Genomic DNA, 21981 nt, shown 5'->3' on the forward strand with positions numbered 1-21981 from the left:
GATTCAGCCCTGCGCGGGCGGTGCGGGTTCGACCGGCGGCGCGGGTGCCGCGGCAGGATCGGCCGGTATCGGGTTGGGCACCCCGCTGACGGGGGCCTCGCACGTCAGCGCGCCGTAGTCCGGGTCGTCCTTGACCGGCAGAACCCGCGGTGCGATGAAGTCGTCGGCCTGCGCGACGACGGCGTCGTCGACCAGGATCTCGCAGTGCAGGTTGGCCGAGTACGGCCACTGGATCGAGACCCGCATGTCGGCCTGGCCGGATGCGGGCAGCACGGTGTTGGCCTCGAACACCCGCCCCGGCAGCATCGTCGGGTTGGCCGTCTGCTGCTGATCGCCTTCGGCGGCATAGGTGATGGTCGCGCCTCGTGAGACGCCGTCGACCCGGGCTCGATAGGTGATGTTGTGCAGCACGCCCGGGCTGGCTTCGCCGGTGGGGGCCGGTGTCGGCGTCGGCGTCGGCGTCGGGTCCGCGGACGCGGTAGCGACTGTTAACTGGGATCCCACGGCGAGAGCCGTCGCGGCTGTGATTGTCAGCCATCCGCGCTTGATGGGCCTCATGTCTAGCGAGACTACTCGTTAGCCATATCGGTTGCCGAGTCGTTGCCGGAGGCCTGCGGTTCGCGCCAGGTCAGCGCCATCCCCTGGGCGGACAGCCAGGCATTGAGGTCGTGGCCGTGGCGGGTGAGGCCTTCGATGGCGGTCACGGCACGGTGCAGGGCGGACTCGGCGGCCTTGGTGGTCAGCAGTCCCGCGCGGTGGGCTTCGAGCAGTTCGTCGGCGTCGATGAGATCGGTGCGGTCCCCGGTGTAGACCACCAGGTCGATGTAGTGGTCCTCGGCCCGCCAACGGGTTTCGCTCGCGGTGAAATGCCCGACGTCGAGGTAGTAGTCCTGTTCGCGCTCGTAGCCGGGGTTGAAATGGAAGACGTTGGCGCGTAGTCCCAGCGACGGCAAAAGCCAGGACTCCAGGTAGTGGAACTGGGGGCGGCCCGGGGTGGGGCGGGCCATGTAGAGGCCCCACGGTCGCACGACGTACTCCTCGACCGCCCGCACGATGCCCTTGGGGTCGGTGTTGGTGTATTCGACCAGGTCGAACGTCTCCTGCTTGGGCGGATGGACGGCTGGCTCGGCCACGGCGTCAGCGTACGGCGCGTGTCGGTGGGGGCGCATAACCTGGGTACATGGCATTCGCTACCGAACATCCGGTGATCGCGCATTCGGAGTACCGCGCGGTCGATGACGTGGTGCGCACTGGCGCCCGGTTCGAGGTGGTCAGCCCCCACCAGCCCGCCGGTGATCAGCCCAAGGCGATCGAGGAGCTGGAGCGCCGGATCCGGGCCGGCGAGCGGGACGTGGTGTTGCTCGGCGCCACCGGTACCGGAAAGTCGGCGACCACCGCCTGGCTCATCGAACGGCTGCAGCGGCCCACCCTGGTGATGGCGCCGAACAAGACGTTGGCCGCCCAGCTGGCCAACGAGCTGCGAGAGATGTTGCCGCACAACGCTGTCGAGTACTTCGTCTCGTACTACGACTACTACCAACCCGAGGCGTACATCGCCCAGACCGACACCTACATCGAGAAGGACAGCTCGATCAACGACGACGTCGAGCGACTGCGGCATTCGGCGACCTCGAGTCTGCTGTCGCGGCGCGACGTCGTGGTGGTGGCGTCGGTGTCGTGCATCTACGGCCTGGGCACCCCGCAGTCCTACCTGGACCGCTCGGTGGAGCTGCAGGTCGGCACCGAGGTGCCAAGGGACGGACTGCTGCGGTTGCTTGTCGACGTCCAGTACAGCCGCAACGACATGTCCTTCACCCGCGGCTCGTTCCGGGTTCGGGGGGACACCGTCGAGATCATCCCGTCCTACGAGGAGCTGGCGGTCCGCATCGAGTACTTCGGCGACGAGATCGAGGCGCTGTACTACCTGCACCCGCTGACCGGGGATGTCATCCGGAAGGTCGATTCCCTGCGCATCTTCCCGGCCACCCACTACGTCGCCGGCCCGGAGCGGATGGCCCACGCGATCTCGACCATTGAGGTGGAGCTGGCCGAGCGGCTGGCCGAGCTGGAGAACCAGGGCAAGCTGTTGGAAGCCCAGCGGCTGCGGATGCGCACCAACTACGACATCGAGATGATGCGTCAGGTGGGCTTCTGCTCGGGTATCGAGAACTACTCGCGCCACATCGACGGCCGCGCGGCCGGCTCGTCACCGGCAACGCTGCTGGACTATTTCCCCGAGGATTTCCTGCTGGTCATCGACGAGTCCCATGTCACCGTCCCGCAGATCGGCGGCATGTACGAAGGAGATATGTCCCGCAAGCGCAACCTCGTCGAGTTCGGCTTCCGGCTGCCGTCCGCGGTCGACAACCGGCCGCTGACCTGGGAGGAATTCGCGGACCGGATCGGGCAGACGGTGTACCTGTCGGCGACGCCGGGGCCCTACGAGCTCAGCCAGACCGGCGGTGAGTTCGTCGAGCAGGTGATCCGTCCGACCGGCCTGGTGGACCCGAAGGTGGTGGTCAAGCCAACCAAGGGCCAGATCGACGACCTGATCGGGGAGATCCGGGCCCGCACCGAACGCGACGAGCGGGTGCTGGTCACCACCTTGACCAAGAAGATGGCCGAGGACCTCACCGATTACCTACTCGAGATGGGCATCCGGGTGCGCTACCTGCACTCCGAGGTGGACACGCTGCGCCGGGTCGAGCTGCTGCGTCAACTGCGGCTCGGCGAATACGACGTACTGGTGGGCATCAACTTGCTGCGCGAGGGTCTCGACCTGCCCGAGGTGTCGTTGGTCTCGATTCTCGACGCCGACAAGGAAGGGTTCCTGCGGTCGGCGCGCAGCCTGATCCAGACCATCGGCCGCGCAGCCCGCAACGTCTCCGGCGAAGTGCATATGTACGCCGACAAGATCACCGATTCCATGCGGGAAGCCATCGACGAGACCGATCGCCGCCGAGCCAAGCAGATCGAATACAACGAAGCGCACGGGGTGGATCCCCAGCCGCTGCGCAAAAAGATTGCCGACATCCTCGACCAGGTCTACAGCGAGGCCGACGACACCGACGCAACGGTGGAGGTCGGCGGTTCGGGGCGTAACTCCTCACGCGGCCGGCGTGCCCAGGGGGAGCCGGGCCGGGCCGTCAGCGCCGGCATCATCGAGGGCCGCGACACTTCGAACATGCCGCGAGCCGAACTCGCCGACCTGATCAAGGACCTGACTGCGCAGATGATGGCCGCCGCCCGCGATCTGCAGTTCGAGCTGGCGGCACGCATCAGAGACGAGATCGCCGACCTGAAGAAGGAACTGCGCGGGATGGACGCGGCCGGTCTGAAGTAGGCCTGCGCGCTTGAACTCAACCGCGGTTGAGCCTCTACGGTGTTGCACATGACCGAGACGACGGCCTCTGCCGAGGGTAGCTGGCGAGAGTTGCTGGGCCGCGACTATCTCGGTGCGGCCATCGTCCTGGCCGGCGGGGTGGCGATCTATGCCATCAACGAATTCATCACCATGAGCCTGCTGCCCAGTGCGATCGCTGACATCGGCGGCGCACGGCTGTACGCCTGGGTCACGACGGTCTATCTGGTGGCCTCGGTGACGGCGGCGACGACGGTGGGTCCGGTGCTGACGCGATTCGGCCCGCGGACGGCATATCTGGGCGCGCTGCTGTCGTTCGCGGCCGGCAGCGTGGTCTGCACGGTGGCGCCGACGATGCAGCTGCTGCTGGTGGGCCGGGTGGTCCAGGGGCTGGCCGGCGGTGTTCTGGCGGGGTTGGGATACGCGGTGATCAGCGCGGCACTGCCCGACCGGTTGTGGACTCGCGCGTCGGCGGTGGTGTCGGCGATGTGGGGGATAGGCACACTGGTGGGTCCGGCCACCGGCGGCCTGTTCGCTCAATTCGGTTTGTGGCGAGGGGGATTCGGCCTTCTTGCAGTCCTGGCGGTTGCGATGAGCCTGCTGGTCCCGCTGGCGCTGCCGGCACGTTCCGGGGCGGCAGCCGAACAGGGCACCCGCACGCGGATCCCGGTGTGGTCGCTGTTGCTGCTCGGTCTGGCCGCGCTTGCGGTCAGCGGCGCGGCGATACCGCACAACCCGGCCGTCATCGCCGGACTCCTCGCCGTCGGTGCCGCGCTGGTGCTGGTGTTCGTCATCGTCGACCGGCGAGCCTCAGCCGCGGTGCTGCCCCGCATGGCATTCGGGCCGGGGCCGCTGAAATGGATCTACCTCACCCTCGGCCTTCTGATGGCGGCCACCATGGTCGACATGTACATCCCGCTGTTCGGTCAGCGGCTGGGGGCATTGGCACCCGTGGTCGCGGGTTTCCTCGGTGCGGCGTTATCGGTGGGCTGGACGGTGGGGGAGATCGCCAGCGCGTCGATCACGAATGTGCGTATTACGGTGCGGGTGGTGGCGATCGCTCCGTTGGTGATGGCCGCCGGTTTGGCGCTGGCCGCGTTCACCCAGAAGGACGGTGCAACAACAGGATTCGTCGTCATCTGGGCGTTGGCGCTGGTCATCACCGGCTCCGGTATCGGAATGGCCTGGCCGCATCTGTCGGCGTGGGCGATGGGTGCGGTGGTCGATGATGCACCCCAGCAGGCCGTCGCCGCCGCGGCGATCAACACCGTCCAACTGATGTGCGGGGCATTCGGTGCGGGCTTGGCCGGGGTGCTGGTGAATCTGCGGGACTCTCCCGACGCGGCTGCGAGCCGAATGGTGTTCGCCATGTTCGCGGTGCTGGCGGCGGTCGGCTGTGTGGCGGCGTACCGGTCCGGTCGCGGGCAGGCAGGCTAGCGGCTATTCGTCCTGGCGTCGAGCTGCCGCACCCCGGTCACCCCGTCGATGCCGGCGACCGTGTTGGGTGCCCGGCGGATCCCCGCGCCCGACAGGGTCCGTACGACACCGCCGTCGGGATCTTTGCTGAGGTCCGGTAAGAGTCCACTGGTGCTTATCGCAGGCGGTGAGAATCTGACTCAACACCCCGGTGCCGCTGTCGTCAGCCATGCACCGCGCCTTGGCGGGTGATGATCAGGCCGGCGCCGGGACGGTCGCGATCACGTTGATTCAAAGGGTGTCCGCGCCACGACGCCAGTGACATGGTCGAGTCTGCTGCGGGTGTGGCTGAGTGGCTAGGCACCGGCCTGCAAAGCCGTCTACACGGGTTCGAATCCCGTCACTCGCTCCAGCAATCCGGCCCGCTTTGCGGTGTCGTCGGGATGCCTTTCCCCGCATGTCAGCGCTGTCGCAGCGCAGTCGGGTAACTGCAGTGGCACTGGTTAGCAACAGTTCGGTAACCCCCTGAATGGCCCCACCGTTCCCCTACTTACACGTCTGTAGTTTGCCTTCAGGCCTCTCACAGAAACGGGGAAATGATGTCACGGACCACCTCTCGCGTGGCGGCGATCACCGCCATGGCGACTGCGGGGTTTTTCTGGACTGCGCCGCTGTTCAGTCCCCGCGCGGCCGCCGATTTCGGTGGCCCGGGTGTGCCGTGTGCAGACATTCTTCATCAGGTTGCGTCCAATCCGCCGAGCTTCACCCCGGGCGAGCCGGGCAGCGTGACCTCGATCTTCACCAACAGCCCGCCCAACGTGGGTGGCCCGGTGCCGCCGGCGACCGTCCCCGGTAGCGTGCGCATTCCGCCGGCCAGCGCTCCGGGCTCGCCGGGGATGCCGGGCACGAATGGCGTGACGGTGCCGCCGGCCTCGGTCCCGGGGGCCCCTGGCACCAACGTCACCCGCAGCATTCCCACGCCCCCGGCCGCGACTCCGGGTGTTCCCGGCGGTGGTGGCGGTGGTGGTATCCCGACTCCGCCGGCTGGTGTGCCCGGCACGCCGCCTGGTGGTGGCGGTGGTGGTATTCCGACTCCGCCGGCTGGTGTGCCTGGCACGCCGCCTGGTGGTGGCGGTGGTGGTATTCCGACTCCGCCGGCTGGTGTGCCTGGCACGCCGCCTGGTGGTGGCGGTGGTGGTATTCCGACTCCGCCGGCTGGTGTGCCTGGCACGCCGCCTGGTGGTGGCGGTGGTGGGATTCCGACTCCGCCGGCTGGTGTGCCCAGCGCTCCGATCGACAACGCGGCAGGTCTGCCGGGAGGTGGCCTCGGCGCTGCCGGCGCCCCGGTGGCTGATGCGGCCGGCGCCCTGCCCGCGGCTGGCGGCGGCGGGGGCGCGGCCGCAGCTGAAGCCGCGGCAGCCGGTGCCGGTGCAGGCGCAGGCGGCGGTGCCGGTTCGGGAGCCGGTGCCGGTGCCGGTGCCGGTGCAGGTGCGCCGGGCGCCGCAGTCGCCGACGCAGCGGGCGGTCTGGCCGCCCCGGTCGGCGGAGACGCCGGTGCTCCTATCTCCGATGCCAGCGGGCTGGTGCCCGCGCTGCCCGCAGGGGTGCCCGCAGCGCCGCTGGCCGATGCGTCGGGCGCCCTGCCCGCCCCACCGGCAGCTGTCCCGAGTGGTCCTATCGGCGGCGGTGGCGGTACTCCGCCTGGTCCGCCCGCTGAGGTGCCGGGTGGTCCTATCGGCGGCGGTGGCGGTACTCCGCCTGGTCCGCCCGCTGAGGTGCCGGGAGGTCCCGGTGGTGGCGGTGGCGGTACTCCGCCTGGTCCGCCTGCTGAGGTGCCGGGAGGTCCCGGTGGTGGCGGTGGCGGTACTCCGCCTGGTCCGCCTGCTGAGGTGCCGGGTGGTCCCGGTGGTGGCGGTGGCGGTACTCCGCCCGCTCCGCCCGCGGCCGTGCCCGGTGACGTCGTGACCGAATCTCTGAGCACTCCACCGGTTCCGCCTGCGGCCGTGCCCGGCGATGTGATCCCGGGTTCGGTGGCTACTCCGCCGGCGCCGCCGGCCGCTGTGCCCGGTGACTTGGCCACCGATTCAGTGAGCACTCCGCCCGCCGCCGTTCCGGGCAACCCGGGAACGTCGACGGAGACCCGCATCACCACGCCGCCCGTTCCTCCGACCATTACGCCCGGCAACGTCATCAACGATTCGGCCGCCACGGTGCCCCCGCCAGGTGTGTCGGTGCCTGGCGTGCCCACCCCGGGCGGCATGCTCGACGTGCCCGGAACACCGCCGCTCACCCTGGGCGGCGTACCCAGCGCGGCGTCGACGCCGGGCAGCAGCACTCCGCCCGCGGCAGTCCCCGGCGGGCCGGGCAACTCCATCAATATCGGTGTTCCGGGAACACCGGCAGCGGTTCCCGGCACCCCGGGAACGCCCGGCGCGGAACTCCCGCCCACCCCGCCGACGGTCATTCCCGGCACGCCGGGTACCCCGGCCGTCGAGGAACTCTCGACCCCGCCGGCAGCAGTTCCTGGCGCCCCCGGCGAGGGCGGCGGCGGCGGTGTTCCGACCCCGCCTGCCGCGGTCCCCGGAACCCCGGGCGGCAACCTCGTGGAAACCGGCACGACCCCGCCCGGCGTCGTGCCCGGTGGTCCCGGTGAGGGCGGCGGTGGTGGGGTTCCGACTCCGCCGGCTGCTGTGCCGGGTGGTCCCGGTGAGGGCGGCGGTGGTGGGGTTCCGACTCCGCCGGCTGCTGTGCCGGGTGGTCCCGGTGGCGGTGGTGGTGGTGGGGTTCCGACTCCGCCGGCTGCTGTGCCGGGTGGTCCCGGTGGCGGTGGTGGTGGTGGGGTTCCGACTCCGCCGGCTGCTGTGCCGGGTGGTCCCGGTGGCGGCGGCGGTGGTGGGGTTCCGACTCCGCCGGCGGGCGTGCCCGACGTACCGGTCGGCGGCGGCGACGGAATCCCCGTGCCGGTAGGCGAAGGGGTGCCCGCGGCCCCGATCAGCGACAACGCGGGGACCGGCGTGCCGGCCGCTGCACTGTCCGACAGCTCTGGCATCACAGGTGCACCGGTGGCTGCCATCCCCGGCGCCGGAGCCGGCGCGGGTGGCGCCGCAGGTGCGCCGGTTGCGGACGCCTCGGGCGTTATCGCGCCGTCGGCCGGCGTGCCTGCCGAGGCGATCGCCGCGGCCGCCGCTGGTGTGCCGGCCCCTCCGGCTGCTCTGCCCGCAGCCGCCGTCGACGGCGGCGGTGCAGGGATTCCGGCCCCGCCGGCTGCTGTGCCGGGTGGTCCTGGTGGCGGCGGTGGTGGTGGGGTTCCGACTCCGCCGGGTGCTGTGCCGGGTGGTCCTGGCGGTGGTGGTGGTGGTGGGGTTCCGACTCCGCCGGGTGCTGTGCCGGGTGGTCCTGGTGGCGGTGGTGGTGGTGGGGTTCCGACTCCGCCGGGTGCTGTGCCGGGTGGTCCTGGCGGTGGTGGTGGTGGTGGGGTTCCGACTCCGCCGGGTGCTGTGCCGGGTGGTCCTGGCGGTGGTGGTGGCGGCGGTCTGCCGACGCCCCCGGCCGCGGTCCCGGGAGTCCCCTTCACTAACAACGTGGTCACCCCTGGCACCCCGCCGGCCGCCGTGCCCGGTGGTCCCGGTGGAGGCGGTGGTGGCGGAGTCCCGACACCTCCCGCGGCGACTCCCGGCACGCCTGGCGTCAATCGCGCAGCGACCCCGCCGACCCCGCCGACCGTGTTGCCCGGCGGTCCTGGCGCCTACATCCCGCCCGCTCCGGGCGGACTGGGGAGCCTGATCCCGGCGGCGCCGATCGCCGATTCGGCCGCCACGCTGCCGACCCCGCCGGCGCAGCTGTTCCCCGCTATGGCACAGGGCATTTCGACACTGCTCTCGCCGCCGCAGGTGACGATCCCGGGCATTCCGGGCTTCGGGATCCCGCTGCCGACGACGATCTCGACGCCGCGTGACCTGCTCTGCGTCGGCACCGGCTGGTCGGCCAAGGCCGGCGTCGTGTCCGGTGCGCCGGCCGGGGCGGTGCTGGGCACCGAGCTGCCCCCGGCGGGTCGGTGGTTTGACGACTGAGATCGCGCCGCGGACGCGTCAACGAATCGACTTGGTGACCTGGGCGAAGTTGAATTGCCAGCGCTCCACGACGTGGAACCCGAAGCGGTCGGGCACCTGGTAGGCCATCGAACGGGCCAGGCGTGGACCCGCGGGTAACAGCGTTCCCTGCTGATGGGCGGGCATCGTCGGGTCGCGTTCGGACACTGTCCAGATCGCCGGGCAGTCGGGCATCTTGTCGGCCCACGTCCACACCGCAATGTGGGCGTCCCACAACCTGTTTCGTTCGACGGCGGTGCGGCCGCGGCCGTAGTCGTGCAGCTTGGCGAAGGCGGCAGGCCGGGCCGCCATCAGTGGTCGAATCGGGCCGGGCTTCCATGCGGCGGAGTTGTCCATCACCAGGCAGTCGCCAGGTGCCGCATACCGGGTGATGGTGTCGGCGACCTGGCTGTAGTCCATGCCTTCCTTGGCGTAGGGGCCGCGCTGGGCCAGGTAGTTGGGTGTGGCGACCACCGCGAAGAGCGTGAGCACCACGGTGATGCCCGCGCGTGAGCGCCCAACGATCACGATCGACAACCCGATCAGCAGTGCGATGGCCGGCGCAGTGAAGGACAGATACCGCGGGTAGTAGACCGGATGGCGCAACACCGAGTAGACGAGTAACGCGACGGTAGGAATCGCCATCCACGCACCGGTGATCGCGACCAGCCGTCCGGGGTCGTCGCCGGTCGGCACCCGCATCCATGAATGGCACAGCAAAGCGGCAAGGAGCACCAGACCGGCCAACACCGCGAACAACAGTGAGCGGTCGAAATACTGTTCCTGCAGGATCTTTCCGACGGTTTGGTCGCTCAGCGGGGAGATCCAGCCGACTTGGAAGAGCTGGGTCTGGGTGAACAACAGGAAGGGCGCTACTGCCACGCAGGCCGCCAGCGCGGCCACCGCCCACCGCCAGCGCACCGACCGCGACTCGGCCAGTACCGCCACCACCACCGCATGGACGACCACCAGCAACACGACAAAGACGTTCAGCAGTGTTCCGGCGGCCATCAGGGCCGCGTATGCTGCCCACCAGCCTGGTCGATTCCGGCGCATCGCGGTCATGCACAGCACCGTCAGCCACACACCGGCGACCATGGTCAACGCATACGAGCGCGTTTCGATGCCGGCGGAGGTGACGCGGGGCAGCAGAGCGAACAGCACACCGGAGGTGACCCCGACCGCGCGGGTGGACAGCCGGCGGCCCAGCACCACCACGCCGGCGGCCGCCAGACCGACGGCCAGCGAGCTCGACACGCGGGACCAGAATTCGGTGGCCGGGAACACCGTGAACCAGCCCTGCATGATCAGGTAGTAGAGGCCGTGGACGGCGTCGATGTTGGCGAGCATCCGCCACAGTTCGGGCACCGAGCGGGTGGACGCGGAGATGGTGGCGGCCTCGTCGAACCACAGCGACGGGCGCGCCGCTCCGGCGGCACTGAACGCCGCGGCGAACGCGGCAACCCAGACCGCGTCGTATCGCCGGGCGGTGTCAACCGACGACGCAATCTCGCCGGCGACTGGCTCTGGTCGAATGGTGATGCTCACTCGGGGCCGTCCTGTACCACGTCCATTGGTGAGCCAAACGGTAACCCGCCGTTCACCTGGCCGCGCGGTGTGCCGGACAGTCCCGCATCATTCGGGAACGGCCGGAATTCGCAAGGCTTCAGATTTTCACCATTGGTCATCATTGATGTGGCGGCTCCGACAATCACGATTCCGGTGCGATGCGGATTTGCAATTGGCGTTGCTGTCGGCAAGCTCACGCCGGTGCCGGTCGCACCATTTTGGCCGGTAGAGTGGCCTTGCATGACGTTTCGGAATTACCGCGTGGCGTGAATCGCATCCTTGTGTGGCGCCGAGGCGTTACTGTTCCGGATGGCGTTGCAATTGAAGACTGGAGGGTAACGGATGGGCGGTTACAAGACCGTGGTCGTCGGCACGGACGGCTCGGATTCCTCGCTGCGTGCAGTCGACCGGGCGGGTCAGCTCGCCCAAGATGCGGATTCGAAGGTCATCGTGGCAACCGCTTACTTCCCGGCTAACGAGGACACTCGCGCGGCCGACCTGCTCAAGGACGAGGGCTACAAGATGTCGGGCAACGCCCCCATCTACGCGATCTTGCGGGAGGCCCGCGACCGCGCCAAGGCTGCCGGCGCAACCACTGTCGAAGAGCGCGCCGTGGTCGGAGCCCCCGTCGATGCCCTGGTGGACCTCGCCGAAGAAGTCGGTGCCGATCTGCTGGTCGTCGGAAATGTCGGACTCAGCACGATCGCGGGGCGTCTGCTGGGCTCGGTGCCGGCCAATGTCGCGCGCCGGTCCAAGAGCGATGTCCTGATCGTGCACACCACCGGCTAGCTGCCCGGGGGCAGACTGGACTGATGACCCACTGCCGGACTCGACTGTGGGTTGACGGCGCACTCAAAGTCGAGGACTTTCCGCTCCGGGACGTCTCCGAGCACCTCGCCGAAGATGGGGCCCTGGTATGGGTGGACATGTGCAACCCGGATCATCAGGTCCTCTGTGAGCTGGCCGATGAACTCGGCTTTGACCAGCATGCGGTAGAAGACACCGTCGACAACGGCGAACGCACCAAGGCGACCAGGTACTCGACCCACACTTTCCTGACCGTCTACGCGACGGCGCTGGGCCCGGCACTGGATAACGACCTCGAGTCGCGGCTGCAGACGGGGCGGGTGTCGATCTTCGTCCTGCATTCTGGAATCGTCACCGTGCGACACGAAAACGACCCTCAGCGGCCGGTTTTCGACATCGACGAAGCGGTCCGCCGCTGGGACGACAACAATGACCTGCTGCGGCTGGGCGCCCCGGCGTTGCTGCACGGTCTGCTCGACGTGATCGTGGACGGACAGTTCGACACCATCCAGGACCTCGACGACGCCATCGAGGCGCTCGAGGACGGGTTGTTCGATGACCGCGCTCAGACTCGCCAGATCCAGCGCGACACCTACCGGCTGCGCAAGGAGCTCGTCGAGTTGCGCCGCATCGTGTTGCCGATGCGTGAGGTGATCAACACGATCATGCGCCGCCGCGCCGAGCGTGGTGACACCGTCGAACTCGACAGCTGGTATGCCGACCTGTATGACCACGTGATCCGCGCCGCGGAGTGGACGGAGTCGCTGCGCGACATGATCACCACGGTGTTCGAGACGAACCTGTCCCTGCAGGACGCCCGCCTGAACACCATCATGAAGAAGCTGACCGGCTGGGCGGCGATCATCGCGGTGCCGACCGCCGTAACCGGCTGGTACGGCCAGAATGTTCCCTATCCGGGGTTCTCCCAGACGGCGGGAGTGGTGTCCAGCGCCCTGATCATCATCGTGACCTCGGGGCTGCTGTATGTCTTGTTCAGGCGGCGCGGATGGATCTGAAATCGCCTGTCCTGATCGACTTCCGACGGGTCAGATGCTGATCGTAGGCCAGCGGAGAGAGGGCGCCGAGAGGCTCGACGTTTGGGCGGTCGCGGCCGAGTTGTAGCTGGAGTCCACGTCGGACTCGGCCACCGGGTAGGTCGGAGCGCTGGTCGGGAACGAGTCGGGGTATCCCGTGAGGTCGCCGGAGGCCAGTTGCGTGCACTGCGGAGACCCGCTTTGGCAGGTGTAGGCGGCGATGTAGCTCGGGTACAGGCTGTCCGCGGCGTACGGGGTGTCGTACCAGACGTCCTGTAGGTAGTAGGTGGTGTTGCCGTACAGCACATTCCAGTCGCCGTAGAACCGGTAGACCGGGGTCTCCGTGTACAGGTAGAGCGTTTCGCCGGGCTGCACGGTCTGGGTCACGGCCTGGGTGTACGTCTGTGAATTGGTCGTCGTCTTACCCCAGGTGTATGACGCCCCTTCCTCGGCCTTCAAGGTGAGGGTGCCCATCTTCTCTTCCTGAGCCACCTTCACCGACACGTTCCACGTCGAGCTGCTTGCCGTGGTGGTGGTCGTTGAAACGGTGTAGGTGCTCGTCGACGGTGACGAGGTGTTGTTGATGTACGGGCTGAAGCCCTGCGCCTTGAGCGGGTTGGTGTATCCGATCCTGGCTTCGGACTTCGTGTAGAACGTGGCGTTCGACAGGTCATCGCTGACCAGATTCTGCAGGACGTCGGACTGCTGCTGCGGTTGGGTCGATGGAATGTAATAGATGGTGCCGGGCGGATCTTCGAGGTACGAGGTGGTCCCGGCGACGGGGCACTGGTTGCTGCCCGCCGCCGAACAACCCGGCGTGGAACCGCCGGTCATCGTCACCACGTACCGGTAGGTCCCGCCGTCGGTGGGCGTGCCACTGGTGTCGAACGCGATCTTGGAGACCGAGTTGCTCTGGCTGTTGGCGACGTATCCTGCCGTGCCGTCCGGGCGGAAGATCACCGCCTGCGGCGCGGTGCCCACCGCGATCGTGTTGACCACGGTGTTGTAGTTCGGGCTGGTCACATCGGTGTTGATGACCGACATGGTGTTCGACAGCGAGTTGGTGACGTACACCGAATTTCCGTCGGGGCTGACCGCCACCCATAGCGGATCGTTGCCCACACCGATGGTGGCATCGATGGTGCGGGTGGCCGCGTTGACCACCGAGACACTATTGGAGCTGACGCGATTGGCGATGTCGTATGCGCCGGTGACGTAGATGCGGCTGCCGTTGGGGCTGACCGCAATCCCGAACGGGGCGGTGAAGCCGGAGATGGTGTCGATGACGGTATTGCTGGCGACATTGATTACCGACACCGTGTTGTCGCTGTAGTTGGTGACGTAGACGTACTTGTTGTCGGGGCTCACCGCGATGCCGCTCGGCAGCCGGCCGACGCCGATGGTAGCGGTCACTGTGTTGTAGTCCGGGTCGGACGGATTGATGTTGATCACTGAGACGGTGTTGTCACCGTTGTTGGCGGTGTAGGCGTAGTTGCCGTCCGGACTCACTGCGATGCGGTACGGGACCTTGCCCGTGGGGATGGTCGCGGTGACGATGTTCGACGCGACCTCGATCACCGACACGGTTGAGTCGCCGTCATTGTTGACATAGAGCCGCGACCCGTCGGGGGTGACGGCAATCCCGTAGGGATAAGAGCCGACGGGGATCGTCGATGAGGTCAGTCCGGTCGCGGCGTCGATCACCGAGATTGATTTCCCGCCGGCATTCGTGACATAGATACTGGCGCCGTCGGGGCTGATCGCCAACGCGTCCGCGCTGGCCGCGTAGTAATTTGCGACGACGCCTTCGTGGACGATGCCGACCGGGTTGAGGTAGACCGTCACGGTCTTTCCTGGCGCAATTTCGAAGAGGCCCTGCGTCTGGCCACTGTCTGCTGCGGTGGCTGGTGATTGGATCACCTGACCCACAGCCGGTGACAGCGATGCCTCGTTGACCAGATAGCCCGCGATCTGCATCGGTTGGTAGCTGGTGTTCATGACGTAGTACGCGGTGTCGCCGGTGTCGGTGAGACTTTGGACTCCGGGTGCGGCGACGCGGACCGGGACTGTCACCGTGACGCTGCGGGGACGGATTCCGAGGAGGTTGGCGAGGGGGTGGTAGCCGGTGTCGGTGGCGGTGATGGTGAAGGTGTCGGTCCCGCCGGTGGCGGCGATGGCGGGGTTCGGGGTGTAGACGTAGTAGCCGCCGGTGGGGGCGATGGTCACGGTGCCGTTGGTGGGGGCGGTTGTGACGGTGACTGAGAATGGGTCGCCATTGGGGGCGTAGGCGCCGAGGGTGCCTGCAATCACGGTTTGGGTTGGGGCGGAGGGGAGTTGGAAGGGTTTCACCCGCGGTTTGACGTCGGTGGTGATGTAGTTGACTTCGTTGACCAGGCGGACCAGCGCGCCGAGAACTGGGCCGTAGTTGTCTGGGTTGAGGGGTTGTCGGGGGTGGGTGACGTATCCGACGGTGGGCAAGTTTGTTCCGGTGGCGGCCGCGGGGACGGTGGTGGTGCTGACAGCGGCGTGGATGCGGGCTCGAGGGAACACCGCAGCTGCTGGTGCGGGGCGTCCGGTGAGTGCCGTGCCGGCGGCGGCACGGCCGGCCGGGGTGATTGAGTAGTGCTGGTTGGCAACGGGTTTCAGCTTGGCTGTCGTTGTGCTGCCCTGACGTGCGGACTTGCCGGCGAAACTGGTTCCCTGGCTCTTGGTCGAGGTCGACGGCCCAGCGCCGGGGGTGTCGTCGGCGTGGGCGACACCGGCACCGGCCAACGCTGCTCCTACGCCCAGCGCTACCGCGCCCGCGCCGAGCCAGGCGTATGGCTGCCGGGGTTTACGGGTCGACGAATTCGCTTGCCTTTTTGGTGAATTGCTCTGCACACCAGTCTTTTTCGGCATCATGCGCCACCCCTCTACTATTTGACTCACGTGCAAAATAGGGGATTCTGGCAGCCTGCAGTGACCGCTGTGGTTAATCCGCACCAAAGGGCAAGTGAAGAAGAGCAGTGCTCCGAGTTCAGACGTGCAGCGCAGTGAAGGGCGCAAAGGGTAGGTTCCGCACCACGAACCACAGCGACACCAGCACCAGTGTCACCGCGGCCGCCCACCGGTGGTGTTGCCAGCCGCGCACCTGCCGGCCGGTGGCGCGGCCATAGGTCCACGTGGCGTAGGCGACGGCCAGCAGTCCCAGTGCCACCACCGCCAGCGCATTGAACCGGAGTGCCGCCGCAAAGTCGCCGTGCATCAGCGCGTACAGCATTCGCAACGCACCGCACCCAGGACAGTCAACGCCCAGAAGCGCTTTCGTCGGACAGACCGGCAGGAATCCGCCCGGCGTCGTCGGATCGCCGATCCATACCGCCGCACAGGTTCCGGCGGCCAACGCACCCACCAGGCTTGGTGTGCCGAGGCCGCCGAGGTGGGCCCGGGCCTGCCCGACCCCGCCCGGAGTCATGACGTGGTGGTGTCGACGTCCATGTTGATCGCCCCGGTTGCGAAGAGGATTCCGTAGATGACGATCGCGACGACACCCAGGATCGCGCTCCACATCGCCCACTTCTTGGCCGCGGCCGAGGACTGCTGCGCTTCGGCGTAGCGGCCCTGAGCCCACAGCCCGCTCACCTGACTGGCCTTCACGATCGACACGACCCCGAGCGGAAGGCAGCAGAACAGGGTGGTCAGGATGGCGAACGCCAGATAGCTGTTGGGTGGGGCGCCAGGTGCCATGCCCTGCGGCGGGTAGTACCCGCCCGGTGGCGGAGGTGGCGGGGGATAGTCGCCGGGCGGTTGCTGGGTCATCGACGCCTCCGTGTTCGGACAGCCAGACGGACAAAAGCGGTGCTTACGGTACCCGATGACATGCCAGCAGAGCGGGGTTTCCGGGCGGACGCGGGCCGCAGCGTTGCGGTGGCTCAGACCAAGGTAGAGCGCGACGCGACGCTGTAGCTGGAGTCGGGGTCGGATTCTGCGACGGGATAGGTGGGCGCACTGGTGGGGAACGAGTTCGGGTATCCGCTGAGGTCACCTGAGGCCAATTGGCTGCACTGTGCCGACCCGGTTTTACAGGTGTAGGCCGCGATATAGCTGGGGTAGAGGCTGTTGGCGGCGTAAGGCGTGTCATACCAGACATTTTCGAGATAATAGGTGGTGTTGCCGTAGACCACGTTCCAGTCGCCGTAGAACCGATAGACCGGTGTTTCGGTGTAGAGGTACAGCGTCTCGCCGGGGTCGACGGTCTGTGTCACAGTCTGGGTATAGGTCAGAGTGTTGGTCGTCGTGGTTCCCCACGTGTAGGACGCGCTCTCTTCGGCTTTCAGGGTCAGGTTGCCCATTTTCTCTTCCTCCGTGACCTTTTGGGTCACATTCCACGTCGAACTGCTCGCTGTGGAGGTGGTGGTGGTCGCGGTGAAGTTACTGGTCGAGGGGTTCGACGTGTTGTTCGCGTAAGGGCTGAAGCCGGTGGCGATCATGGCATTGGTGTAGCCGACGGTGGGCTGGGACTTGGTGTAGAAGGTGGCATTCGACATGTCGTCGTCGACCAGGTTCTGCAGCACATCGGACTGCTGCTGGGCCTGGTCGGAAGGAATGTGGTACACGGTGCCCGGCGCATCCTCGAGGATGGTGCTGTTATCGGCGACCGGGCACTGACTGCTGCCTCCGGCCGAGCACGTTGGCGTGGAACCACCGGTCATCGTGACGACGTATCCCCACGTCCCACCATCGGTGGGCGAACCACTTGTCGCGACACCGATTTTCGACACGGTGTCGCTGAGGAAATTCCCGACGTACGCGGTTGTGCCGTCAGGGCTGAAGATCACCGGCAGTGCACCATCGCCGACAGCGACGGTGCTGATCACGGTGTTGTACTTCGCGCTGGTCGTGTCGGTGTCGACTATCGCAACGGGACTGGAGTAGCTGGTCACGTAGAGCCGCGTGCCGTCAGGACTGACCGCCATACCGCTCGGGTCGGCGGGCAGCTTGATGGTCGCTTCGACGGCGAGGGTCGCCGCGTTGACTACGGTCACAGAACCGTTTGAATTGAGTGAGTTGGCGACGTAGATGCGTGCGCCGTCCGGGCTTACCGCCACCGCGCCGGCATTGGTGATGCCGGTGACGGTGGCGATGACGGTGTTGCTGGCCGTGTCTATGACCTTGAGCTGGCCGGCGTTGGAGTCACTGACATAGACCCGGGTGCCGCCGACGCCCACCGCTACGCGATACACCGCATACGGGTCATTGCCCACGTCGATGGTGGCGGTCACGGTGTTGTACTGCGGGTCAGTGGGATTGGTGCTGATCACCGATACCGAGCCATTCCTTCCGTTCGCGGCACCGACGGTGTAGACGTAGTCACCATTGGGGCTGACCGCGATCCCGCCGGCATTTGTGCCCGGGGCGGTGGCAATGGTGGCGACGACGAGGTTGGCGGCGATGTCGATCACTGACACCGTGGAGTCGGTCAAATTGCTGACGTAGAGTCGCGAGCCATCGGGTGTGGCCACGATGCCGTCGGGAAACGTTCCGACCGGAATCGTGGCAGTGGTGAGGCCGGTGGAGACGTTGATGAACGAGACGGAATTGTTGGACGCATCGACGCTGTAGAGGTAGCTGCCGTCCGGGCTCACCGCCAAAGCAAGGGGCTCGTGCGTCGTATAGTTCTGGATGACCCCCTCGTGGATGACGCCGACGGGATTGAGATAGACGGTGACGGTCTTGCCGTTGGAGATTTCGAAGAGCACCTGCGTTAGTTCACTGTTCGCCGCGGTAGCGGGTGACTGAATCACTTGGCCGATGGCCGGTGACAGTGCGGCTTGGTTGACGGCGTATCCGGCGATCTGCAGGTTTTGGTAGCTGGTGTTGGTGAGGTAGTAGGCGATGTCGCCGTTCTCGCTCGCGGGTTGCGTTGCCGCGGCGACGTTCACGGTCACTGTTGCGGTGGTGCTGTGTTGGCCGATGCCGAACAGGTGCAGGAGGTCGGCCAGGGGGTGGTTGGCGGTGTCGGTGGCGGTGAGGGTGAAGGTGTCGGTGCCGCCGGTGGTGGCCAGGGTGGTGTTGGGGGTGTAGACGTAGGCGCCGCTGGTGGCGTCGATCGCTACGGTGCCGTTGGTGGGGGCGGTGGTGATGGTTGCGGCGTAGGGGTCGCCGTTGGGGGTGTAGGCGCCCAGGGTGCCGACGATCACCGATTGGTTTGGGGCGGAGGGGAGTTGGAAGGGTTTGACGATTGGTTTCTGATCGGTGATTACATACTGGATTTCGTTGGCGAGCCGTACGATGGTGCCGAGTACGGGGCCGAAGTCGCTGGGGTCGAGCGGCCGTGCCGGATGGGTCACGTAGGCGAGCGCCGGGGTGGCGGGGATGGTCCGGACGCGGGATCTGGCCACGGAGGTGGCAGTCGCGGTGGGCTTGGTGCTGGCTGCTGTGGTGGTCCTGGTCGGTGCGCTCGGACTGCTGGCGTGGCGGGCTGACTTGCCGGCGGAGGCGTCATCGGCGTGCGCGGCTCCGGCACCGGCCAACGCCATTCCCACGCCGAGGGTCAGCGCCCCCGCACCCAGCCACGCATAGGGCTGCCGACGTCGGCTCGAATACCTCTGTGCACGTATTGGTTTCGTCACCTTAACGATGTCCACCCTCCTGGTCGAACGTAGGTTTAAACGTATGCACAGCGAGTGGACCAGGGTCGCTGAGGTGCTGGACGCATGACGGCCGGGATGTGAACAGCGTGCGATGGGCAAACGATCTGTGCTGTCGTGTGAGACGCGCGAACGCCTAGCTTGGGCCTGGCCTTGCCCGCAAACCGAAGGATGTTGGCTGCCAGCTGTTTTCGCCGATGGCGATCGAGGGCTAGACCATGCGGGCTGAGCGTTCCGCCGTGGCTTTGCCGGTTGCGCCGGAGCTATAGCTCGAGTCCGGATCCGATTCGGCCACGGGGTAGGTCGGTGCAGCCGTGGGGAATGCATCGGGGTAGCCGCTGAGGTCCCCTGAGGCCAGCTGGCTGCACTGGGTGGAGCCCGTGTTGCAGGTGTAGGCCGCTACATAGCTGGGATACAGGCTGCTGGCCGGATAGGGGGTGTCGTACCAGACGTTCTCGAGCACATAGGTCGTGTTGCCGTAGGTGACAGTCCAGTCGCCGTAGAACCGATAGACCGGGGTTTCGGTGTAGAGGTAGAGCGTCTCGCCAGGCTGGACGGTCTGGGTCAGCGTTTGGGTGTAGGTCATGGTGTTTGTCGTCGTAACCCCCCAGGTGAGGGAGGCGCTTTCCTCGGCCTTCAAGGTGAGATTGCCCATCTTGTATTCTTCGGCGACCTTCACAGCCAGATTGAACGTCGTACTGTCCGCGGTGGAAGTCGTCGTGGTCGTCGCGTAGGCACTGGTCGATGCCGACGAGGTGTTGTTGGTGTACGGGCTGAAACCCTGGGCCTTCAGCGGGTTGGTGTACCCGATGGTCGGCGTGGACTTGGTCGAGAAGACGGCGTTCGACAGGTCGTCGTCGACCAGGTTCTGCAGCACGTCGGACTGCTCCTGGGCTTGGTCGGAGGGTATGTGATAGACGGTGCCCGGGGCGTCCTCGGCGTAGGTGGAGGTACCAGCCGCCGCGCAGTCCCTGGAGCTGCCGGCTGAGCACGTCGGCGCGGAGCCGCCCGTCATCGTGATCACGTAACCCCAGCTTCCGCCGTCGCCGGTCACACCGGCGGGCGCGACGCTGACTTGTGATACGGAATTGCTCAGGTAATTCGAGGCATAGAAGGTGGTGTTGCTGGGTCCCGCGACGACGTCGACGGTGATGTCCCCGGTTCGGACGGAATTCACCACGGTGTTGTAGTGGGTGCTGGCCGGGTCGGTGTCGACAATCGCGACCGAATCGCTGGTGGTGACGTAGAGCTGGGTGCCATCGGCGCTGAGGGCGAGGTGGCCCGGATCGTCGACCGCGATCGTCGCCTCGACGGCGAAGGTGGTCGAGTTCAGCACCGTCACTGAGCCGTTGTTGTAGTAGGGGAGAGTTCCCTCGTCGACGACGTAGATGCGGGTGCCGTCGGGGCTCACTGCCACATCGGACGGATTGGAGACGCCGACTGAAGCGGTGACCGTGTTGGTCGCGGTATCGATCACCCGCATCGTGCTGGTGTTGAAGTCCAGGGCGTACACCCGGGCGCTGTCCGGGCTGACCGTGAGTGTCTCCACCTGGCCGACGCCGCCGATGGTAGCGGTGACGGTGTTGTAGTTCGGGTCGGTGGGATCGATGCTGATCACTGAGATCGTGTTGGCGTCACCGTTGGCGGTGTAGGCGTATTTGCCGTCAGGGCTGACGGCGATGCCCTGCTGGTTGGTGCCCACGGCGATGGATGCGGTGACAGCGCCGGTGGCGGTATCGATCACCGACACCGACGCTCCGGTGCTCTGGGTTACATAGAGTCGCGAACCATCAGGCGTGATCGCCAAGTTCCATGCCCCGGGAACTGAGGTGGAGGCGGTGGTCAGACCGCTAGAGGTGTTGGTGGCCACCACCTTTCCATAAACGTCGACGGTGTAGAGGTAGGTGCCATCCGGGCTGAGCGCCAACGCGGTGGGCGTCTGGACACCGAAGTTCTGCGTGACGCCCTCGTGGACCACCCCGACCGGGTTGAGGTAGACCGTGACGGTCTTACCGTCGGCGATCTCGAACAGCGCCTGGGTCTGACTGCTGTCGGTGGCGGTGGCCGGTGATTGGATCACCCACCCCACGGCGGGAGATAGCGAGCCTTGGTTGATGCCGTAGCCGCCGATCTGCAGGGATTGGTAACTGGTGTTGAACACCGTGTACTGGGTGGTGTCGGCCTCACCCGGGGGTTGGGTTGCTTCGATGACGTTGACCGGCACGGTCACGGTGGTGCTGTGCTGCCCGACGCCGAATAGGTGGAGCAAGTCGGCGAGGGGGTGGTAGCCGGTATCGGTGGCGGTGATGGTGAAGGAGTCGGTGGCACCGGCGGCACCGGTGGTGGAGTTGGCGGTGTAGACGTAGTAGCCCCCGTTCGGGGCGATAGCGACGGTGCCGTTGGTGGGGGCGGTTGTGACGGTGACGGCAACGGGATTGCCAGTGGTGCTGTAGGCGCCCAGGGTGCCGACGACCACCGATTGGTTTGGGGCGGAGGGGAGTTGGAAGGGTTTGACGATTGGTTTCTGATCGGTGATTACATACTGGATTTCGTTGGCGAGCCGTACGATGGTGCCGAGTACGGGGCCGAAGTCGTTGGGGTCCAGCGGCTTCCGGGGATGGGTCACGTAGGCGACGGCCGGGGTGGCGGGGATGGTCCGGACGCGGGATCTGGCCACGGAGGCGGCGGTCGCGGTGGGCTTCACCTTGGCTGCTGCGATGGTCGGTGTGGTCGGGCTGCCGGCGTGGCGGGCTGACTTGCCGGCGGAGGCCGAACCGTGGGGCCTGGCCGAGGTGGACGAACTCGCGGTGGAGGCGTCATCGGCGTGCGCGGCTCCGGCACCGGCCAACGCCATTCCCACACCGAGGGTCAGCGCCCCCGCACCCAACCAAGCATAGGGCTGCCGGTGTCGGCCCGATGCTCGGCTAGTGCTCGCTGATCTCTGCGTCCAAACATGCTGTGCACGCGCTGATTTCGTCATGTCCGACCGCCCTCTTCTATTTGACCCATGCGTAACTTAGGGCACCCTTGCGGCGAAGCGAGGCTCCGGCAATGAACATGGGGCGAACACGCAGTGA

General features: G+C 66.9%; 17 protein-coding genes and 1 tRNA gene. 8 read left to right on the forward strand and 10 right to left on the reverse strand.

The annotated features are described in order from the left end of the window. Positions 1 to 3 precede the first annotated feature (3 nt). Both ADBZ9K_RS02965 and ADBZ9K_RS02970 read right to left on the reverse strand, forming a co-directional pair. A complete protein-coding gene (locus tag ADBZ9K_RS02965) occupies positions 4 to 558 on the reverse strand; it encodes a hypothetical protein (RefSeq protein WP_526618409.1) in 555 nt (184 codons plus the stop codon). Between the two features lie 11 nt (positions 559 to 569). Beyond that, entirely contained in the window at positions 570 to 1169 is a 600-nt protein-coding gene (locus ADBZ9K_RS02970; protein ID WP_526618410.1) for a ribonuclease FAU-1 family protein, read from the reverse strand. An 11-nt stretch (positions 1170 to 1180) separates the two neighbouring features. Here ADBZ9K_RS02970 and uvrB point away from each other — a divergent pair, with 11 nt between their 5' ends. From uvrB to ADBZ9K_RS02985, 3 genes are all read left to right on the forward strand, one after another. Then, on the forward strand, positions 1181 to 3343 hold the full coding sequence (gene uvrB / locus ADBZ9K_RS02975) for an excinuclease ABC subunit UvrB (protein WP_526618411.1): 2163 nt from the start codon (positions 1181 to 1183) through the stop codon (positions 3341 to 3343). 48 nt (positions 3344 to 3391) lie between these two features. Continuing rightward, a complete protein-coding gene (locus ADBZ9K_RS02980) occupies positions 3392 to 4798 on the forward strand; it encodes an MFS transporter (RefSeq protein ID WP_526618412.1) in 1407 nt (468 codons plus the stop codon). Positions 4799 to 5115: 317 nt separating this feature from the next. After that, a tRNA-Cys gene (locus tag ADBZ9K_RS02985) sits at positions 5116 to 5189 on the forward strand. A 324-nt stretch (positions 5190 to 5513) separates the two neighbouring features. Here ADBZ9K_RS02985 and ADBZ9K_RS02990 read toward each other — a convergent pair. Beyond that, positions 5514 to 5741 (reverse strand): hypothetical protein, encoded by a 228-nt coding sequence (locus ADBZ9K_RS02990; protein WP_526618413.1) that lies wholly within the window; start codon positions 5739 to 5741, stop codon positions 5514 to 5516. Positions 5742 to 5800: 59 nt separating this feature from the next. Here ADBZ9K_RS02990 and ADBZ9K_RS02995 point away from each other — a divergent pair, with 59 nt between their 5' ends. Beyond that, positions 5801 to 6742 carry a hypothetical protein gene (locus ADBZ9K_RS02995; protein ID WP_526618415.1) on the forward strand — a complete coding sequence of 314 codons (942 nt, stop codon included), beginning with the start codon at positions 5801 to 5803 and terminating at the stop codon, positions 6740 to 6742. Beyond that, positions 6739 to 8847 (forward strand): hypothetical protein, encoded by a 2109-nt coding sequence (locus ADBZ9K_RS03000; RefSeq protein WP_526618416.1) that lies wholly within the window; start codon positions 6739 to 6741, stop codon positions 8845 to 8847. The genes ADBZ9K_RS02995 and ADBZ9K_RS03000 overlap by 4 nt, the downstream gene beginning before the upstream one ends. Positions 8848 to 8865: 18 nt before the next feature. On the opposite strand, the gene ADBZ9K_RS03005 is transcribed toward ADBZ9K_RS03000, so the two are convergent. Together ADBZ9K_RS03005 and ADBZ9K_RS03010 are read right to left on the reverse strand one after the other, a co-directional pair. Then, entirely contained in the window at positions 8866 to 10413 is a 1548-nt protein-coding gene (locus ADBZ9K_RS03005; RefSeq protein ID WP_526618417.1) for a glycosyltransferase family 39 protein, read from the reverse strand. Next, positions 10410 to 10631 (reverse strand): hypothetical protein, encoded by a 222-nt coding sequence (locus ADBZ9K_RS03010; RefSeq protein ID WP_526618418.1) that lies wholly within the window; start codon positions 10629 to 10631, stop codon positions 10410 to 10412. Before ADBZ9K_RS03010 ends, ADBZ9K_RS03005 begins: the two co-directional genes overlap by 4 nt. A gap of 145 nt (positions 10632 to 10776) precedes the next feature. Between ADBZ9K_RS03010 and ADBZ9K_RS03015 the strand changes: the two genes are divergently transcribed. Next, a complete protein-coding gene (locus ADBZ9K_RS03015; RefSeq protein WP_526618419.1) occupies positions 10777 to 11223 on the forward strand; it encodes a universal stress protein in 447 nt (148 codons plus the stop codon). Between the two features lie 23 nt (positions 11224 to 11246). Next, complete coding sequence (locus tag ADBZ9K_RS03020; protein ID WP_526618420.1) at positions 11247 to 12257, forward strand: magnesium transporter CorA family protein; 1011 nt, start codon at positions 11247 to 11249, stop codon at positions 12255 to 12257. Positions 12258 to 12287: 30 nt separating this feature from the next. Here ADBZ9K_RS03020 and ADBZ9K_RS03025 read toward each other — a convergent pair whose 3' ends face one another. The 5 genes from ADBZ9K_RS03025 to ADBZ9K_RS03045 form a co-directional block, all read right to left on the reverse strand. Then, positions 12288 to 15047 carry a beta-propeller fold lactonase family protein gene (locus ADBZ9K_RS03025; RefSeq protein WP_526618421.1) on the reverse strand — a complete coding sequence of 920 codons (2760 nt, stop codon included), beginning with the start codon at positions 15045 to 15047 and terminating at the stop codon, positions 12288 to 12290. Positions 15048 to 15291: 244 nt separating this feature from the next. Further along, the gene (locus ADBZ9K_RS03030; protein WP_526618423.1) at positions 15292 to 15729 is read right to left on the reverse strand and encodes a DUF2752 domain-containing protein; all 438 of its coding nucleotides are present in this window, start codon (positions 15727 to 15729) and stop codon (positions 15292 to 15294) included. Continuing rightward, positions 15726 to 16073, reverse strand: coding sequence for a CD225/dispanin family protein (locus ADBZ9K_RS03035; protein ID WP_526618424.1), 348 nt, complete (start codon positions 16071 to 16073; stop codon positions 15726 to 15728). The genes ADBZ9K_RS03030 and ADBZ9K_RS03035 overlap by 4 nt, the downstream gene beginning before the upstream one ends. 113 nt (positions 16074 to 16186) lie before the next feature. After that, positions 16187 to 18886 carry a beta-propeller fold lactonase family protein gene (locus tag ADBZ9K_RS03040; protein WP_526618425.1) on the reverse strand — a complete coding sequence of 900 codons (2700 nt, stop codon included), beginning with the start codon at positions 18884 to 18886 and terminating at the stop codon, positions 16187 to 16189. Positions 18887 to 19115: 229 nt separating this feature from the next. Beyond that, entirely contained in the window at positions 19116 to 21581 is a 2466-nt protein-coding gene (locus tag ADBZ9K_RS03045) for a hypothetical protein (protein ID WP_526618427.1), read from the reverse strand. On the opposite strand from ADBZ9K_RS03045, the gene ADBZ9K_RS03050 reads away from it, so the two are divergent. After that, positions 21556 to 21801 carry a hypothetical protein gene (locus ADBZ9K_RS03050; protein ID WP_526618428.1) on the forward strand — a complete coding sequence of 82 codons (246 nt, stop codon included), beginning with the start codon at positions 21556 to 21558 and terminating at the stop codon, positions 21799 to 21801. The genes ADBZ9K_RS03045 and ADBZ9K_RS03050 overlap by 26 nt on opposite strands. Positions 21802 to 21981 lie beyond the last annotated feature (180 nt).

Origin of the sequence: Mycobacterium sp. (genome assembly GCF_965229265.1) — a bacterium.
GTDB lineage: Bacteria > Actinomycetota > Actinomycetes > Mycobacteriales > Mycobacteriaceae > Mycobacterium.

Bases quoted from the DNA above. Each gene is read 5' to 3' on its own strand.
- ADBZ9K_RS03020 (WP_526618420.1), top strand. From the start codon at position 11,247: ATGACCCACTGCCGGACTCGACTGTGGGTTGACGGCGCACTCAAAGTC.
- ADBZ9K_RS02980 (WP_526618412.1), top strand. From the start codon at position 3,392: ATGACCGAGACGACGGCCTCTGCCGAGGGTAGCTGGCGAGAGTTGCTG.
- ADBZ9K_RS03030 (WP_526618423.1), bottom strand. From the start codon at position 15,729: ATGACTCCGGGCGGGGTCGGGCAGGCCCGGGCCCACCTCGGCGGCCTC.
- ADBZ9K_RS03015 (WP_526618419.1), top strand. From the start codon at position 10,777: ATGGGCGGTTACAAGACCGTGGTCGTCGGCACGGACGGCTCGGATTCC.
- ADBZ9K_RS03035 (WP_526618424.1), bottom strand. From the start codon at position 16,073: ATGACCCAGCAACCGCCCGGCGACTATCCCCCGCCACCTCCGCCACCG.
- ADBZ9K_RS03050 (WP_526618428.1), top strand. From the start codon at position 21,556: ATGGTCCGGACGCGGGATCTGGCCACGGAGGCGGCGGTCGCGGTGGGC.
- ADBZ9K_RS02965 (WP_526618409.1), bottom strand. From the start codon at position 558: ATGAGGCCCATCAAGCGCGGATGGCTGACAATCACAGCCGCGACGGCT.
- uvrB (WP_526618411.1), top strand. From the start codon at position 1,181: ATGGCATTCGCTACCGAACATCCGGTGATCGCGCATTCGGAGTACCGC.
- ADBZ9K_RS02970 (WP_526618410.1), bottom strand. From the start codon at position 1,169: ATGCGCCCCCACCGACACGCGCCGTACGCTGACGCCGTGGCCGAGCCA.